Origin of the sequence: Burkholderia sp. NLJ2, from assembly GCF_049487195.1 — a bacterium.
GTDB lineage: Bacteria > Pseudomonadota > Gammaproteobacteria > Burkholderiales > Burkholderiaceae > Burkholderia > Burkholderia pyrrocinia.
On record NZ_CP137810.1, the window covers coordinates 2,302,153 to 2,317,282 of the forward strand.

At 62.1% G+C, this 15,130-nt stretch carries 14 protein-coding genes and 1 pseudogene; 4 read left to right on the forward strand and 11 right to left on the reverse strand.

What is annotated here, in order from left to right; genetic code table 11:
• Positions 1–12 precede the first annotated feature (12 nt).
• Both R9B84_RS32725 and R9B84_RS32730 read right to left on the reverse strand, forming a co-directional pair.
• Positions 13–672: a M24 family metallopeptidase gene (locus tag R9B84_RS32725; protein WP_423761570.1), complete on the reverse strand. Its 660-nt coding sequence runs from the start codon at positions 670–672 to the stop codon at positions 13–15.
• A 218-nt stretch (positions 673–890) separates the two neighbouring features.
• Positions 891–1,082: pseudogene (locus R9B84_RS32730) on the reverse strand (porin); the annotation flags it as partial.
• Positions 1,083–1,389: 307 nt separating this feature from the next.
• Between R9B84_RS32730 and R9B84_RS32735 the strand changes: the two are divergent.
• Positions 1,390–1,980, forward strand: a complete 591-nt coding sequence (locus R9B84_RS32735; protein ID WP_423761571.1) for a GNAT family N-acetyltransferase — start codon at positions 1,390–1,392, stop codon at positions 1,978–1,980.
• A 30-nt stretch (positions 1,981–2,010) separates the two neighbouring features.
• Here R9B84_RS32735 and tam read toward each other — a convergent pair whose 3' ends face one another.
• Complete coding sequence (gene tam, locus R9B84_RS32740; protein WP_423761572.1) at positions 2,011–2,796, reverse strand: trans-aconitate 2-methyltransferase; 786 nt, start codon at positions 2,794–2,796, stop codon at positions 2,011–2,013.
• A gap of 138 nt (positions 2,797–2,934) precedes the next feature.
• Between tam and R9B84_RS32745 the strand changes: the two genes are divergently transcribed.
• Complete coding sequence (locus R9B84_RS32745) at positions 2,935–3,831, forward strand: LysR substrate-binding domain-containing protein (protein ID WP_423761573.1); 897 nt, start codon at positions 2,935–2,937, stop codon at positions 3,829–3,831.
• Between the two features lie 461 nt (positions 3,832–4,292).
• On the opposite strand, the gene R9B84_RS32750 is transcribed toward R9B84_RS32745, so the two are convergent.
• Genes R9B84_RS32750 through hpaC form a run of 7 tightly spaced genes read right to left on the reverse strand, consistent with a single transcriptional unit; the run spans position 4,293 to position 11,464 of the window.
• Positions 4,293–5,060: a class II aldolase/adducin family protein gene (locus tag R9B84_RS32750; protein ID WP_423761574.1), complete on the reverse strand. Its 768-nt coding sequence runs from the start codon at positions 5,058–5,060 to the stop codon at positions 4,293–4,295.
• A 38-nt stretch (positions 5,061–5,098) separates the two neighbouring features.
• Positions 5,099–6,145 (reverse strand): ketopantoate reductase family protein, encoded by a 1,047-nt coding sequence (locus R9B84_RS32755; protein ID WP_423761575.1) that lies wholly within the window; start codon positions 6,143–6,145, stop codon positions 5,099–5,101.
• Position 6,146: 1 nt separating this feature from the next.
• Positions 6,147–6,869 carry an ABC transporter ATP-binding protein gene (locus R9B84_RS32760; RefSeq protein ID WP_423761576.1) on the reverse strand — a complete coding sequence of 241 codons (723 nt, stop codon included), beginning with the start codon at positions 6,867–6,869 and terminating at the stop codon, positions 6,147–6,149.
• Entirely contained in the window at positions 6,870–8,678 is a 1,809-nt protein-coding gene (locus R9B84_RS32765; RefSeq protein WP_423761577.1) for an ABC transporter permease subunit, read from the reverse strand. It abuts the gene before it with no gap.
• Positions 8,675–9,712 carry a branched-chain amino acid ABC transporter permease gene (locus R9B84_RS32770; RefSeq protein ID WP_423761578.1) on the reverse strand — a complete coding sequence of 346 codons (1,038 nt, stop codon included), beginning with the start codon at positions 9,710–9,712 and terminating at the stop codon, positions 8,675–8,677. Before R9B84_RS32770 ends, R9B84_RS32765 begins: the two co-directional genes overlap by 4 nt.
• A gap of 19 nt (positions 9,713–9,731) precedes the next feature.
• Complete coding sequence (locus tag R9B84_RS32775; protein WP_423761579.1) at positions 9,732–10,886, reverse strand: ABC transporter substrate-binding protein; 1,155 nt, start codon at positions 10,884–10,886, stop codon at positions 9,732–9,734.
• A gap of 53 nt (positions 10,887–10,939) precedes the next feature.
• Positions 10,940–11,464, reverse strand: a complete 525-nt coding sequence (gene hpaC, locus R9B84_RS32780; RefSeq protein WP_423761580.1) for a 4-hydroxyphenylacetate 3-monooxygenase, reductase component — start codon at positions 11,462–11,464, stop codon at positions 10,940–10,942.
• Positions 11,465–12,015: 551 nt separating this feature from the next.
• Here hpaC and R9B84_RS32785 point away from each other — a divergent pair.
• Together R9B84_RS32785 and R9B84_RS32790 are read left to right on the forward strand one after the other, a co-directional pair.
• Positions 12,016–13,110 (forward strand): porin, encoded by a 1,095-nt coding sequence (locus R9B84_RS32785; protein ID WP_423761581.1) that lies wholly within the window; start codon positions 12,016–12,018, stop codon positions 13,108–13,110.
• A 107-nt stretch (positions 13,111–13,217) separates the two neighbouring features.
• Positions 13,218–13,862, forward strand: a complete 645-nt coding sequence (locus tag R9B84_RS32790; protein ID WP_423761582.1) for a response regulator transcription factor — start codon at positions 13,218–13,220, stop codon at positions 13,860–13,862.
• Positions 13,863–13,933: 71 nt separating this feature from the next.
• On the opposite strand, the gene R9B84_RS32795 is transcribed toward R9B84_RS32790, so the two are convergent.
• Complete coding sequence (locus R9B84_RS32795; protein ID WP_423761583.1) at positions 13,934–15,106, reverse strand: alpha-hydroxy acid oxidase; 1,173 nt, start codon at positions 15,104–15,106, stop codon at positions 13,934–13,936.
• Positions 15,107–15,130 lie beyond the last annotated feature (24 nt).

The following is a 15,130-nucleotide window of genomic DNA, read 5'->3' on the forward strand; positions in this document are numbered from 1 at the left end:
CGGGCGCCACGCTTACACGAGCAGGTCTTCGTGGAACGCGCCGAACGGCCGCGTCGGATGCGCGATCTGGATCTCGAGGATCCACAGGCCGGCGGCCGGCGCGCCGTCGAAATCGCCGAGATTGCCGGCCTTGTAGATCGCGTGCGGGAAATCGCTGACGCGATGCCCCTTGATGTCGACGTTCAGCCGGAAGCCATGCGCGTCGGCGCGTTGCGCCGCGAATTCGTACAGCGCGATGCCCGCGCATCCGGTGGTCCGCCAGTGATGCTCGACTTCGCCGTAGATGATGCGCGCCGCGCGCGCGCAGGCATGCATGTCCGGATCGTCGCCGCACACGAACGTCGCGCCCGCGTCGCCCTCGTGCTTCGCCCAGACGGCGCCGAGGTCGATGAAGAAGATGTCGTCGTCGGCGAGGACGGGGTCCGCCACCGAACGCTCCTTGAACGTGCGCAGCGTGTTTTCCCCGAAGCGGACGAGAATCGGATGCCAGATCCGGTCCATCCCGAGATCCTCGAGCACGCTCAGCCCCAGCGCGTTGGCCTCCGATTCGCGCATGCCGGGGCGGATACCCGCGGCGATCGCGTCGACGGCCTGCCACGTCATGGTTCTTGCATGCTGCATCGCGTCGAGCGAGAAAGCCTCGCCGACGGCTTCGCGTTGCGTCGAATTCAAAATGGTGCTCCCGTGCTGGTGAATGTGGGGTGATGGGGTCGATCGTCGCATCGATATGCAGCGGCAAATATATCGCTTTCCGCGCCGGCGCGTTGCCCACGCGTTCCGTCATCCACAGCGAAACGGGCGCTCCGATGGCGCGCCCGCTGCCGTGCCGGTACAGGTTCCGGACGTCGCGACGGGCGCTGTGCGTCGGCAACGCCCGTCCGACCGGTCGATCAGAACGTGTGACACAGGCCGATACGCGTGACGAACTGCGTGTTCGCGCTCGCGCTGCCGACGAACGACAAAGACGAACCGATCTCGGCCTGCGCCGGCACCGCGCGATCGTTGATCGTGTTGCTGCCCGACGCCTTCCGGCAGGCCGCGCGCGCGTATACGTCCGTGCGCTTCGACAGCGCAAACACGACGCATGGCGGCTGGCATCGCACCGATGCCAGCACCGGCCCGACATCGAAATCCAGCATAATCCGGCGGTCGAACCAGCGCCGCAGCCGGCGCGCGAACGTCGCGCACGCGTGCGGCGTCGTCCGGTTCACGGCTTGCCCGCGTTCGGCAGCCGCGGATGCAGCCGGTCCGTACCGGTTTCGCGCACGAAGATTTGTGCAGGTGTAAAAAGACGAACAAGGAACGGACGTGATCCGGTGTGCATGATGGCGCCGACGATTGCGTCACGCACAAGACCACGCCATCCCGCCGAAGACAGGACACCGACACATGGACCGAACCGAGCACATCAGCATCGAACCGGCGAGCGGGCTTCCCGCCGACGAACTGGAACGATGCGACTTCTCGTTCGACATCGCATGGGAGCTGAATCCGCCATATCAGGATTTGCTCGATCTTCGCGCGCTGCCGGTACGGCGCAAGGACTACGGCTTCGATCCGGCCGGCTGGGCAAACGAATCATCTGGCAAAACGGCGCTCTTTCGCGCGACGGCCGGCGGGCGGCTCGCCGGATTCGTGGCGATTGCCGAAAGCTGGAACGGGATGGCCGAAATCGCGGAGCTGGCCGTCGACCGCCATTGCCGCCGCCAGGGGATCGGGCAGTTCCTGCTGGCCGCAGCAGAAGCATGGGCGCGCAACCAGGGGTTCGGCTTCTTGCGGCTGGAAACGCAGGCGAACAATGTCGCGGCCTGCAGCACGTATGCACGCACGGGCTTCGTGCTCGGCGGCCACGACCGCTTGCTGTACGCGGATGGCGACAACGACCGGGAAGTCGCGCTGTTCTGGTACAAGGACCTGCGCGACGGGCAGACCGCACGAAGCCGCACGGTGGATCCGGAATCGGTGCGGCCGGTGCGCTGACGCAGCGTCGCACAACGCGTCATTGCTGCATCACTTCCGCGTCGCCACGATGAACAGGCGCGGGAACGGCAGCAGCACGGTGCCGTCGGCCAGTGCCGGATAGCCGTTCGGGCCGGCGAGCGCGTCGCGATAACGCGCGAGGAACGCATGCTGCTCGCCGTCATCGAGCGCCGCGAGGAACGGCCGCAACGCACTGCCCTTGAACCATTCGACGACCGCGTCCGCGCCGCCGCGCAGCGGGTGGTAGTAGGTCGTGCGCCACACGTCCACGCGCGAACACAGTGGCGACAGCAGTGCGTAGTAGTCACGCGCGTCGAACCGCTCGGTACGCGCCGCGCCTTTCAGCTTGTCCGCCCACGGCCCGGCCGCCGCGACTTCGCGCATCAGCCGGTGCGCCGGTTCGTCGAGGTTGTCGGGCATCTGCACCGCGAGATGGCCGCCCGGCGCGAGCCGACCGACGAGCGTCGGAAACAGCGTGTCGTGCGCGGGCACCCATTGCAGCACCGCGTTCGACAGGATCAGGTCATAACCGCCCGGATCGTCCCATGTGGCCACATCCGCGATATCGAAACGCAACGCCGGCAGGCGCTTGCGCGCGGCCGCGATCATGTCCGCCGACGCATCGATCCCGTGGATCGTCGCATCCGGTGCGCGTGCGATCAGCGCTTCGGTCGAATTGCCGGGCCCGCAGCCGATATCGACCGCCGTGCGGATCGGCGTGCGCGGCACGGCGGCCAGCAGGTCGCGCACCGGCCGCGTGCGTTCGTCCTCGAATTGCACATACTGGTTCGCGTATTGATCGAGTGGGGTCGTCACGATGGTTCTCCTGGTCGGCATGGGCGGCGTCGCCGCATCCGGGCGCGGGCTGCATGCGGCCGTCGATGCAGCGCATTCTGCGACTGACGCCGCACTTCAGTAAAATGAATTTAATATCGTTATTGATTCAAATTTCTGATGAAGATCGATACGCTCGGTGTCCAGGCTTTCGTCGCGATCGCCGACGGCGGCAGCTTCCGGCAGGCGGCCGACACGCTGCATGTGACGCAGACGGCGATCACGCAACGGCTGCGCAAGCTCGAGTCGTTTCTCGGCGTCGCGCTGGTCGAACGCACGACGCGCCGCACCACGCTGACCGAGATCGGCCAGCGCTTCCTGCCGCAGGCACGGCGGCTGCTGAACGAACTGTCCGACGCGCTGACCGAAATCCGCGAGACGGGCCTGAGCCAGCGCGGCGACGTCACGATCGCGTGCGTGCCGACGGTCGGCGTGCAATACCTGCCGCGCATCCTGCGCGCGTTCTCCGGGCACCGGCCGCACGATCGCGTGAAGATCCTCGATCACGCATCGGCGTCGGTGCTGCAGGCCGTGCTGCGCCGCGAAGCCGAATTCGGCATCAGCATCGCCGGCGACCAGCACCCCGAACTCGTCAGCGTGCCGCTCACGAATGACCCGTATGTGCTCGCCTGCCGCGACGATCATCCGCTCGCGAAGCGGCGGCGCATCCGCTGGGCGGCGCTGCAGCCTCATCCGCTGATCTTCGCCGGCGAAGTGAGCGGCAATCGCGGGCTGCTCGAAGGTGCGCTGAAGACCAGCGGCGTATCGCTGCATTCGTTCTACGAGGTACAGCGCAGCTCGACCGCGCTCGGGCTCGTCGCGGAAGGGCTCGGCGCCGCCGTGGTGCCGAAGCTCGCGATCCAGAAGAACGCGTATCCGATGATCCGCATGATCGAACTCGTCGAGCCGTCGGTGTCGCGCACGCTCGTGCTCGTCACGCGCAAGAGCGCGCAACTGTCGCCTGCGGCACGGGCGCTCTACGACATGATCGTCGAGCGCGCGACGCCGGGGCGGTGATCCGTGGGCGGTACGGGCACTTCGGATGCATCGCCGGATGCAAACGGCGGCCCATCCTGCGCCGTGTTTTCCGTCACTCACTTACGATGTCGGCAGATGCCGGGAAGACACGCTCAAAGCGTCTTGACCATGCAGTTGGATCGCATTCGCAGAGACACCACCGAGCCGTGCGGAGGAGTATTTCTGCGCACTCCCCGCTTGGGTCAGGCCAATGGATTTCTTGTCGGACAACAAATATCGACACTGGCGAGAGTTGCAACTGCCATCGGGCGATGTGAGGGGAAACTGAAAGTTGCCGATGCATCGTCGGCTCGCGGGGCTGCGCGGGACGGCATGTGGCAAGTCCGCCATTCACTACACCAATAGAACGGCGACGTCGTTGACTCAATCAACCGCCTCGGCAATCTGCGCGAGGAGCGCTCGCCAAGTCCCGATCCGCGAGGCAAACACGCTCGCGGCCTTCACCTCCGTGGCCCGTGCCGCATCTTCCTCACCATCGCATCGAACAGCTTGATCGCGAACCGATCGTTGCGGATCAGTTGCGCCGCCAGCGCCGAACAACGTTCCCTAACGGCATCCGACAGCGGCACATCGTCCCCGCGCAGCGCCGCAGCCTGGCATTGAATCTCGGCGGCGCGCTGTGCGGTCCACAGCAGCATGAAGGTGCCCGGAATATCCTTCTCGCAAACGGCAATGCCGTGATTGCGTAGCACCAGCACATGCTTGTCGCCGAGGCTCGCGAGCATACGCGTCTTCTCGTCAGCAAACAGCGTGATTCCTTCGAACGTGTGATAGGCCACTCGCCCGTACAACTGTGCCCCGTAGAAGTCGTCGTAGCGAAAGCCTTCTTCCTTCAAGGCGATCGCCGAAATCGGCGTCGTATGCGTATGAACGATGCAATGCACGTCCTCCCGCGCGCCATGTATCGCGCTATGCAACGCGAACCCGGCGGGATTGCCGGGATACGGTGATGGATCGACTAGATGCCCCTCGTGGTCGACCTTCAGCAGGTTCTCCGGCGTCACTTCGTAGTAGTTCAGACCGAAAGGATTGACCAGGTAATGAGCGTCTGCCCCCGGCAAGCGTGCCGAGATATGGTTGAAGATCATTTCCGTCCAGCCCATGTAATCGACCAGATGATAGAACTCCGTCAGTTGAATGCGCAGCGCCCATTCGGCATCGTCGATGTAAGCCGGCTTGCGCATCTCTGAAAGGATGGCGTATGTCATGACTGTTTCCCGTAAAAAACAAAAGTTGTATCGCACACCTACTGAATCCCGCGTTGCGCCGTCCGATAGCGTGTGAGCGCAAGAATCGCGCGAGTAGTCGGCATCGGAATGCCATGCCGGTCGGCAAGCTCGAGCACTGCGTCGCCGATCGCTGCCAGTTCCAGACGCTGCCCCTTCTCGTAGTCCTGCAGCATCGATGTGCGGAATGTCCCCATCTTTTCCCCCTGGACGAGCAACGCATCCTGATTCAGTGCGATGCGTGCGCCGTAGCGCTCTGCCACGCTCATCACCTCATCCATCATGTCGACCACCACCTCGCGCAACTCCGCTGCGCCATAGATGTCCTGCAAGGTTCCACCTGTGACGACGGAGAGCGGATTGGACGTGAGATTGGCAATCAGCTTGGTCCACACGTCATCGCGAATGCGCTTGCTGGCGCGCGCCTCGATGCCTGCATCCGAGAGCAGCGCGCAGAGCTGATGCAGACGCACGCTCGGACGGTTGTCCAGTTCGCCCAGAATCATCCGGCGCGGATTGGTTGCGATAACCCGCCCGGGTTCGCGCACCTCGGCGGTGATATACACGACACACCCGAGGATCTGCCGTGACGGCAGCATCGCAGCGAGACTGCCGTCCGGGTCCACGGCTTGTACCGATTCGTAGTCGAGGCCACTACCAGCGCCGCTGCGTTCACGACCGCCCTCGCCGCCGAAATACCACCACGGCACACCGTTAACCGCCGGAACGACTAGCGTCTGCCTTCCGAGCATCGGCTTGATGGACGCCAGCAAACCCGATAGAGCGTGAGCTTTCGCACACACGAATACAATGTCCTGCATACCAAAATCGTCGACTCGATCACTCGCAGGCACATTCACCCGGATCGAGCCGGACAGATCATCCAGTTCGATCCCGCGTCGGCTGATGGCCTCCAGTGTCGCGCCCCGCGCAAACACGCTGACCGCCTGCCCGCTGGCGGCGAGCCGCGCCGCCAAGGTGCTGCCAATCGCACCAGCACCCGCCACACAGACCTTCGGGCTCGACGGAATGCCGCCGCGATGACCTTGTTCTTCCGTCCAATCCATCTCAAGACAATCCCAGGTAAACGTCGACGATCCGCGAGTCCCGGGCGATCTCGTCCGCCGGTCCTTCCATCGTCAACGCACCGGTTTCCAGCACGTACGCGTAGTCCGCGACCTTCAGTGCGGCACGCGCGTTCTGCTCGATCAGCAGGATCGACACACCGCGGTCGCGCAATGCGGCGACAATACGGAACATTTCACGCACGATCAGCGGTGCCAGACCCAGACTCGGTTCGTCGAGCATCAGCAGCCTGGGCCGCGCCATCAACGCGCGTCCGACCGCAAGCATCTGGCGCTCGCCGCCGGACAGCGTGCCCGCGGCCTGGTTGCGACGCTGCCGCAAGCGCGGAAATAGTGCGTAGACCTCCTGCATCGTCTGCGGATGGTCGCGATATCCTCTGCGAATCCGGCTGAACGCGCCTAGCAACAGGTTGTCTTCCACCGGCATTTCGGCGAACAACTCGCGCTTTTCGGGCACGAGATTCATACCAGCTGCTACCCTGTCCTCGATCAGCGCATGCGGGTGATGACGGCCGCAGAATGCAATCTCGCCGTCCGACGGCAGCACGCCCATGAGTGCTGACAGCAGCGTGGTCTTGCCCGCTCCGTTCGGTCCAATCACGGTCACGATCTGCCCTTCTCCCACCCGCAGACTGACGTCCGACAGCGCGCGAACCTTGCCATATGAGGCCGACAGGTTGCGTACCTCCAGCAGTTCTCCAGCCATTCATTCCTCCCCGCCCAGATAGGCCTCGAGTACCGCTGGATGCTTTTGCACCTCGGCCGGCAGACCTTCGGCGATCTTCTTGCCAAAATCCATCACCACCACGCGGTCGACCAGATTCATCACGAAGTCCATGTCGTGCTCGACCAGCAGAATCGCGAGTCCCTCTTCGCGCAATTTGTTCAGCAACTCGGCGAGATCGCGCTTCTCTTGATAACGCAAGCCAGCCGCGGGCTCGTCGAGCAACAGCAGGCACGGATCGGACGCAAGTGCCCTGGCGATTTCCAGTACGCGTTGCTGTCCGAGAGCCAGCGACCCGGCTTCGTCGTTCAGATAGGCACCCAGCCCAACTCGGTGGATCTGCCGCGCAGCTTCGGCCAGCAAACTGCGCTCTTCATCCCGTTCGCGCCGGAACGCGGCGCGCAGCTCGCCACCGCTACCGCGCAGATGCGCACCCAGCGCAACGTTGTCGAGCACGCTCATCCGGCTCAGCAGCCGCACATGCTGAAAGGTGCGGCTCATACCGCGCCGGGCGATCCTTCTCGAGCCGATGCCGGTGATGCGCTCGCCGCGAAACACCACCTCGCCGGAGGTCGGCGTATCGACGCCGGAGATCTGGTTGAACATCGTGCTCTTGCCCGCACCGTTCGGCCCCAGCAACGCGACAATCTCCGCTGCGTGCACGCTCAGACTGATTGCATCGTTCGCCACCAGACCGCCAAAGCGGCGCGTAACGTCGCGCACTTCCAGCAGGACTTCGCCCCTGGGCGGCATGGAGCGCTTCGGCAACGCAGCGGCATTCGCATCCACACGGGCACGCGTGCGGCTCGCACCTCGCCCGATCACCGGCAGCCGGCGTGCGAGCAGCGGCCACAAGCCGCCACGCGCGTAATGCAGCAGGAACACCATGCCGAAGCCGAACACGATGATCTCGAAGTTGCCGGTTTCCCCGAGCAACTTCGGCAGGATGTCCTGCAACCACTGCCTGGCGACGGTGAATACGCCCGCCCCCAACAGCGCGCCCCACACCTGCCCCGCGCCGCCGATGACGGCCATGAACACGTAGTCGATCCCCATCTGGATGCCGAACGGCACCGGGTTCACGAACTGCTGCATATGCGCATAGAGCCAGCCGGACGCACTCGCCTGCAATGCGGCGATGATGAAGATCACCATGCGCGCTCGCGCCGTATTTACCCCCATCGCTTCGGCCATTACCGTGCCGCCCTTGAGCGCCCGTATCGCGCGGCCTGCACGTGAATCGAGCAGATTGCCGGTACAGACGATCGCTGCCAGCAGGAACAACCAGATCAGGTAGTACATGCGAGCGCCGTCGCGCAGGCTGATGCCCGCCAGCGTCACCGGAGGAATATCGGCAATGCCGGCGTTGCCGCCCAATCCGCCAATCGCGCCGAATGCGAAATAGAGACTCAGGCCCCATGCGATAGTCCCGAGCGGCAGGAAGTGGCCCGACAGGCGTAAAGTCAACGCGCCGATCAGGCAGGCGGCCACCAGCGTCAACACCAACCCCGCCACGAGCGTGAGCCATGGCGATGTGCCCAGCCAGCCAATCCATGCCGGCAGCGTCGCAGCCTGTACGGTCAGCACTGCGGTGGTGTAAGCGCCGATGCCGACAAAGGCCGCCTGCCCGAAGCTGGTCATGCCGCCGACGCCCGTCAACAGCACGAGGCCGAGCGTCACGAGTGCGTACAACGCAATGTAGTTGAGCAGGGTCACGTAGAACGGCGGCAACACGAGCGGAACACCCGCCAGCAACACCAGCGCACAAATGAAGATGCGGCGAGGCGTCATTCTTCCTCCTCAACAGGATGACTCTTCAGGGAGCGCCACATCAGCACGGGGATGAGCAGCGTAAAAACGATGATCTCCTTGTAGGGGCTGGCCCAGAATGCCGAGAACGATTCAATCAGCCCCACCAGAAACGCACCTGTCGCCGCAACCGGATAGCTGACAAGCCCACCGATGATCGAGCCGACAAAGCCTTTCAGACTGATCAGAAAGCCTGAGTCGAAATACAGCGTTGTAAGCGGTGCGATCAGAATCCCGGACAGCACGCCGATTAGCGCAGCGATGAAGAACGTCGCCTTGCCGGCGAATATCGGTGAAATACCCATCAGCCGGGCACCAATCCGGTTGAACGCGACTGCGCGCAACGCTTTTCCATAAACGGTGCGTTCGAATGCCTGGCGCATCACGATCATCAAAAGTACGGATGTCGAAATAATTAGCAACGCCTGGCTGCTCATGTTGATGGCGCCGAGCTGCAACGGCACGTCGATGAACGGTGTGATGCGCGCGCCCTCTGGACCGAAGATCAGCAAACCTAAACCCACCAGCGCCATATGCACCGAAATCGACACGATCATCAGTACAAGCACCGACGATCCCGCGAGAGGTTGATAGAAGAGCCGATACAACTGCGGACCGAGCGGCACAATCAGCGCAAAGGTCAGCAACGCCTGCAGCGAAACAGGCATTTGAGCCACCGGCAACACATGCACCAAGGCGGCGAGCACACATGCGTAAGCGAGCTTCCCGCATCCCGTGGCCGTCAGGCGAAGCGCGCCCGTGCGCCGATGGCGCTCCGCGAGGTCCGCTACAACTTCAGCTACCGAGAAGGCGACCAGCAACCAGACGATGAGTAGTGGCTTGCCTGACTGCATCGCCGCCATCGTCAGCGCGCCGTAGACCACGAATTCACCCTGAGGGATGAACAGCACCCGGGTGACACTGAATACAAGCAGGATCGACAACGCCAGCAACGCATAAATTGCACCGTTGGTGAAGCCGTCCTGGCCGAGGATCAAAACTATCTGAGCGTTCATCGGGACGTCTGGCTTTGACTTATTTGATGAGCGCCCAATTGCCGTTCTTGACGGTAATCAGCACGCGGCCGCGATCGTCGAAGCCGCTATGATCGGCGGAACTCATGTTGTAGACACCCTGCGTGCCAACCAGATCGCGGGTCTGCTCGAGTGCGTCTCGCAATGCACTGCGAAACGCAGGCGTACCAGGACGCCCCGCCTTTTTTTCAGCAATCGGTACCGCACGTTCGAGCAGGAGCCCCGCATCGTAGACGTTCGCGCCGAAGGTGGCGGGCTTCATGCCGTTCAGCTTCTGATAGGCATCGATATAGGTGGTTGCGACTTTCTTCGACGGATTACTGTCGGGTATCTCGGGCAACACGAGCATGAGACTCGCAGCCAGCACCGTGCCCTCGACCTTGCGACCGCCAAGCTTCAGAAAATCGGGCAACGCCGCGCCGTGCGTCTGATAAAACTTGCCCTTGTAACCGAGGTCGTACAGCGTCGCTTCCGGCAGCACGCTGGCGCCGCCGGGTGCCGCGATCAGCACCGCATCGGGATGGCTCGCCATCACCTTAAGCGCTTGCCCCGTCACCGAACTATCGGCACGCTGATAGCGTTCGTTCGCCGTGATCTGAATCCCGTGAGTCTTCGCGAGACCCGAGAACACCCGGTACCAGTTCTCGCCATACGGGTCGTTCAAGCCGATGAAACCCACGGTCTTCACACTGTTCCTGACCATATAGTCGACCAGCGCCTGAGCAATCAGGTCATCGTTTTGCGTGGTCTTGAACACCCACTTTTTCTGCTCGGTCATCGGCAGAACCACCGCGGCGGTGCCGACCGGGGCCAACATCGGCGTACCGGATTCGGCGGCGAACTGGATCACGCCCATCGCATTGGGTGAGCCGGTCGGTCCAATGATCGCGTCGACCTTGTTTTCGGATATGAGCTTCTTGAAGTTGGTCACCGATGCAGTGGGATCGCTCGCGTCGTCCAGCGAAATATAGTCGACGCTCAGATCGCCGATCTTCTTCGGCAACAGCGGCACCGAATTTTTCTGTGGAATGCCGACAAGTGCCGTCGGCCCCGTCGACGAAGTAACCACACCGATCTTGAGCTGCGCGTACGCCGGCAGCCAACAGGCAGCGGCTAGTGCGACGAGCGCCACCGTCGAAATTTTCTTCAACAACATTGCAAACTCCCGAGGACAGGTTAGCGAATACCAGTGAGTTAATTGAGGATCGGCTATGAATTCGGTTCGACGGTTTCGCGCACACAACGCAGCCGATGAAATTGTCGGCCGTAGTAGACCAGTGCTTCGGCATCTTTTCGAACCTTGATGTCGACCAGTTCGACAAACATGACGGAATGCGAACCCACCTGCTTGCATTCGGCGATCCTCCCCTGAAGGCTGACAAGTGCATCGCGCAGCACCGGCAGGTCTTGCTGCCCCAGATCCCAGATCGGCCACTCGAAGCGTGTACGCATCGCAACACCAGTCATGCCGGAGAAATGCCTGGCCAGTTCGATGTGTTCACCTTCCAGCACGTTGACGCACAACATCCCGTTAGCCGCAAACACGTCATGCATTGCGCTTGATCGGTTCAGGCACACCAGCAATGTCGGCGGCGAATCAGTGACCGAGCAGACGGCGCTGGCCGTCACGCCACACCGGCCGCCGTGACCATCGGTGGTAACGACGCTCACGGCGGCGGACAAATGCGCCATCGCTTCTCGAAAGGACTTCAGGGGATCGCTGGTGCGTTGCATAGCCTTATCCGACAGAGCTGAGCGGCACGCATCGGATGCGCCGACTCGTCAAACAGTGAAGGCAGTCTAAGAGAACTCTTTTTTGACGGTAACCCAACAAAACCACCTTCCACCCTAGGAAAATCTTTAGTCAGCTACGGAGTCGGAAGCGGGGTTCGTGTAGTAAATGGACGCGTGCTGCATTCGATCGCCGACACGGTAGTGCCAGTGAAGAATTCGGTACAAACCTAAAGGTTTTGCTGCTGAGACAAGTGCATTCCTTGGCTTACCGCCAAAAAAACGATCACCTAGACTGCACTCGTCGTCGGGACATTTCAGCGTGCCGGAGCGGGTACCGGCAGCGCCCGCCCATCGCCCCAACCTTCCTGTGCCTTACACAGGCCAGCGAACTCACTGCGGCATGGTCGTTTTTTCGAAGGACACGATTGCCCGCCTCCGGGAAAAGACTCCATTTCCCATACAGATATGGAGTACGAATCAATGCTTCGGATACCGACTTCAAAAAAACAACGAGACATGTAACTGATCTTCACTCTAGGGGAACTAAAAGCATGACCAAGCGAATCATTCTCACTTCGGCATTGACATTGTGCGCAACGCCAGTCCTTGCTCAGTCGAGCGTCACCCTGTATGGCCGGATCGACACATCGATCGAATATTCGAACTTCGGCCCCAATCACGTGGTCCACATGGGCAGCGGCGACATAGCCGCCACCTCATGGGGACTTAAGGGCGTCGAGGACCTGGGAGGAGGACTACGTGCCATTTTCAAGCTCGAAAATGGATTCAATTCCTTTAATGGCGTTGGGGGGCAGAACGGTGCACTGTTCGGCCGCGAATCATGGGTCGGTCTCGCAGGATCGTTCGGCGCATTTCAGGCCGGCGTCAACTACACCCCGATTCACACGATTCTCGTCACGTATTCGCTGCCTGCTTATGGTGCTGGCCTGGGCTGGGGCAATGCCGCCGACAATTTCGTCTATGGCCCTTCACTGCGCGTGAGCAACTCGCTGCGCTATGTATCGCCGCGCATAGGCGGGTTCCTCGTGCGTGCACTGGTGGCCAGGGGCAACAACGGCTCATCGAACAGCGCCCCGGCGTCGCTTGGCGACACCTATAGCGGCGGCATCAACTACGTGTACAACAATTTGTCTGTAGATATCGGCTATCAGCTTCAACGCTTCAGCCCGGTCAAGACGCTCACGGCAAGTAGCCCAGTGGAAGGCGGCAATTACGCGCTTGCAGGCGTGTCGTACAACTTCGGCTTCGTAAAACCGGCCTTCGTTTATGCGCGGCACCGCGGCGGCCAGGACGTCGCCACTATGGCCGGCTCGACCTACGCGAATCCGCATTCGGATTTTTTCGAAGCAAGCGCCGAAGTACCGATCAGCGTCGGCAAACTACTGCTCAGCTACGGCCACTATCGCAAGATCTCCAATAGCGACGGCAACGCCGATTCGTTCGGCATCCGCTACGACTATCCGTTGTCGAAGCGCACTATCGTATATGCGGGCGCCGCCGAGGTTCGCAACGGCGATGCCGCGACCTTCTCGTTGAACAATGCAGGCGGCCCTGCTGCGCTCGCCGCCCCCAAACCGGGCCAGAATTCGAACTCGGTCGTGATCGGCATGTTGCACATGTTCTAGACACGGATTCGTTTCCCGCAATTTTTTTGAACTGCTACGATCACAGCTGACCGGCTCCATGTTTCGGGGCGGCCAGCTATTCTCATTGCAGCGAACCGAAGCACGATATGGACGCACCGACCCAGTCCCCCATTGTGTACGTCGTCGATGACGACGAGGACATGCGTACGTCGCTTTCCTGGCTGCTCGCTTCGGTGAAGATTCAGACCCGCTGCTTTCAGGGCCCAGCGGAGTTCCTGGAACAATTCAATCCCAGCGTGCCGGGTTGCCTGGTGCTGGATGTGCGCATGCCTGGGGTCAGCGGCTTCGATCTGCAAGCTGAACTCAACCGTCAAGGTGTCTCGCTGCCGATCATTTTCGTTTCAGGTCATGGCGATATCCCGATGTCGGTACGTGCGCTGCAGAACGGCGCGATCGATTTCGTCGAGAAGCCCTACAACTCGCAGCGGATGCTCGACCGCATCCAGAACGCGATGAAGATCGCGAGCGAAACGCATCGGGCGAATCAGCACCTCCAGGCGATGATCCAGCGCATCCGCGCGCTTACGCCGCGTGAGCAGGAAGTACTGAACGGCGTGATCGAAGGAAAAGCGAGCAAGCTGATTGCGCGTGAGCTGGGTATCAGCGCAAAAACCGTCGACGTCTATCGCGCGAGCATCAAGGAGAAACTCGGTGCGACCTCTTTTGCGAGCTTGCTCAAGGACGTGATCGAAGCGCGGCACGCAATGGCCACGACACACCCGCGTGGCTAGACTTCAAGGGCAGACAATCAGCAGACCACTTCCCCTGATCAATCTGCCCCCAGTGGGCGCGCAGTCGAGCATCACGCCGCGCGCAAAAACTGCGGCCCTAACGCATCGATCGAGGGACAACCAAGCTGTCCCAGCGTACGGTCGATTTCAGCGGCCAGCAAGGATAGCGCATGCAGCGCACCCTGCTCTCCCCCCGCCGCGACACCGTAAAGCACCGGTCGGCCGATCATCACCGCATGCGCGCCAAGTGCGAGCGCCTTCACCACATCGGTACCGCGGCGAAAGCCGCTATCCACGATCACGGTCGCACGTCCCGCGCAGGCGCGAACGATCTCGGCAAGCACGTCGATCGACGGCACGGTGCCGTCGAGCTGACGGCCACCGTGATTGGTAACGACCAAACCTTCTACACCCGCCTGAATTGCACGGGTGGTATCCTCGGCATCCAACACGCCCTTGACGATCAGCGTGCCCGTCCAGCGTTCGCGCAGCCATGCCACCTCGTCCCACGTGATCGAGGCATCCATCTGGCTCGCCATATAGCCCATGCCGCTACGCACGCTTTGCTGACCGGCCGGCAGATATTCGGTAAGGTTTGCAAACGTCGGCGCACCGTGCGGCATCAGCACATTCCCGATCCAGCGCGGATGACACAGTACGTCGACCTGATTGCGCCAGTTCAATTTCATCGGCGCACGAAACGGCCGCTGCGCCCATTCTCGATTCCCGAGATGGGTTGCGTCCGTGGTCAGCACCAGCGTGTCGCAGCCCGCCTGAGCCGCGCGATGCATCAACCCTGCGGTCACCGCGCGATCCTTCAGCATATAGAGCTGCATCCACACGCGACCGCCCGCGTCGCGCGCCAGTTCGTCGACGCGCATGTTCGACACCGTGCTGAGCGTGAACGGGATGCCCGTCTGCGCCGCAGCGCGCGCGAGCGACAGATCCGCGTGACGGTGGTAGATACCGTTGAAACCGGTAGGCGCGACGATCAACGGCAATGCGACGCGCTTGCCGAACAGCGTGCTCGACAGGTCCCGGCGCTGCGTGTCGACGAGCGCCTTCGGCACGAAGCGCCAGCGCTCGAATGCGCTCCGGTTGGCCCGCATCGTCACCTCGTCCTCCGCGCCGCCATCCAGATATTCGAACGCGAAATTCGGCAGCCGGCGCCGCGCCAGCAGCCGGAGTTCGTCGACATTGCAGGCGCGGTGAAATTGAGCGGGAACGGACAGACGTCTTTTCATCAGCGTTTGAGGTGTGGATCAGGT

What these genes read in the sequence shown, in the direction of transcription:
- R9B84_RS32755 (WP_423761575.1), bottom strand. Translation starts at nt 6,145, where the DNA reads ATGGATTGGACGGAAGAACAAGGTCATCGCGGCGGCATTCCGTCGAGC.
- R9B84_RS32735 (WP_423761571.1), top strand. Translation starts at nt 1,390, where the DNA reads ATGGACCGAACCGAGCACATCAGCATCGAACCGGCGAGCGGGCTTCCC.
- R9B84_RS32765 (WP_423761577.1), bottom strand. Translation starts at nt 8,678, where the DNA reads ATGACGCCTCGCCGCATCTTCATTTGTGCGCTGGTGTTGCTGGCGGGT.
- hpaC (WP_423761580.1), bottom strand. Translation starts at nt 11,464, where the DNA reads ATGCAACGCACCAGCGATCCCCTGAAGTCCTTTCGAGAAGCGATGGCG.
- R9B84_RS32785 (WP_423761581.1), top strand. Translation starts at nt 12,016, where the DNA reads ATGACCAAGCGAATCATTCTCACTTCGGCATTGACATTGTGCGCAACG.
- R9B84_RS32750 (WP_423761574.1), bottom strand. Translation starts at nt 5,060, where the DNA reads ATGACATACGCCATCCTTTCAGAGATGCGCAAGCCGGCTTACATCGAC.
- R9B84_RS32760 (WP_423761576.1), bottom strand. Translation starts at nt 6,869, where the DNA reads ATGGCTGGAGAACTGCTGGAGGTACGCAACCTGTCGGCCTCATATGGC.
- R9B84_RS32745 (WP_423761573.1), top strand. Translation starts at nt 2,935, where the DNA reads ATGAAGATCGATACGCTCGGTGTCCAGGCTTTCGTCGCGATCGCCGAC.
- R9B84_RS32795 (WP_423761583.1), bottom strand. Translation starts at nt 15,106, where the DNA reads ATGAAAAGACGTCTGTCCGTTCCCGCTCAATTTCACCGCGCCTGCAAT.
- R9B84_RS32790 (WP_423761582.1), top strand. Translation starts at nt 13,218, where the DNA reads ATGGACGCACCGACCCAGTCCCCCATTGTGTACGTCGTCGATGACGAC.
- R9B84_RS32770 (WP_423761578.1), bottom strand. Translation starts at nt 9,712, where the DNA reads ATGAACGCTCAGATAGTTTTGATCCTCGGCCAGGACGGCTTCACCAAC.
- R9B84_RS32775 (WP_423761579.1), bottom strand. Translation starts at nt 10,886, where the DNA reads ATGTTGTTGAAGAAAATTTCGACGGTGGCGCTCGTCGCACTAGCCGCT.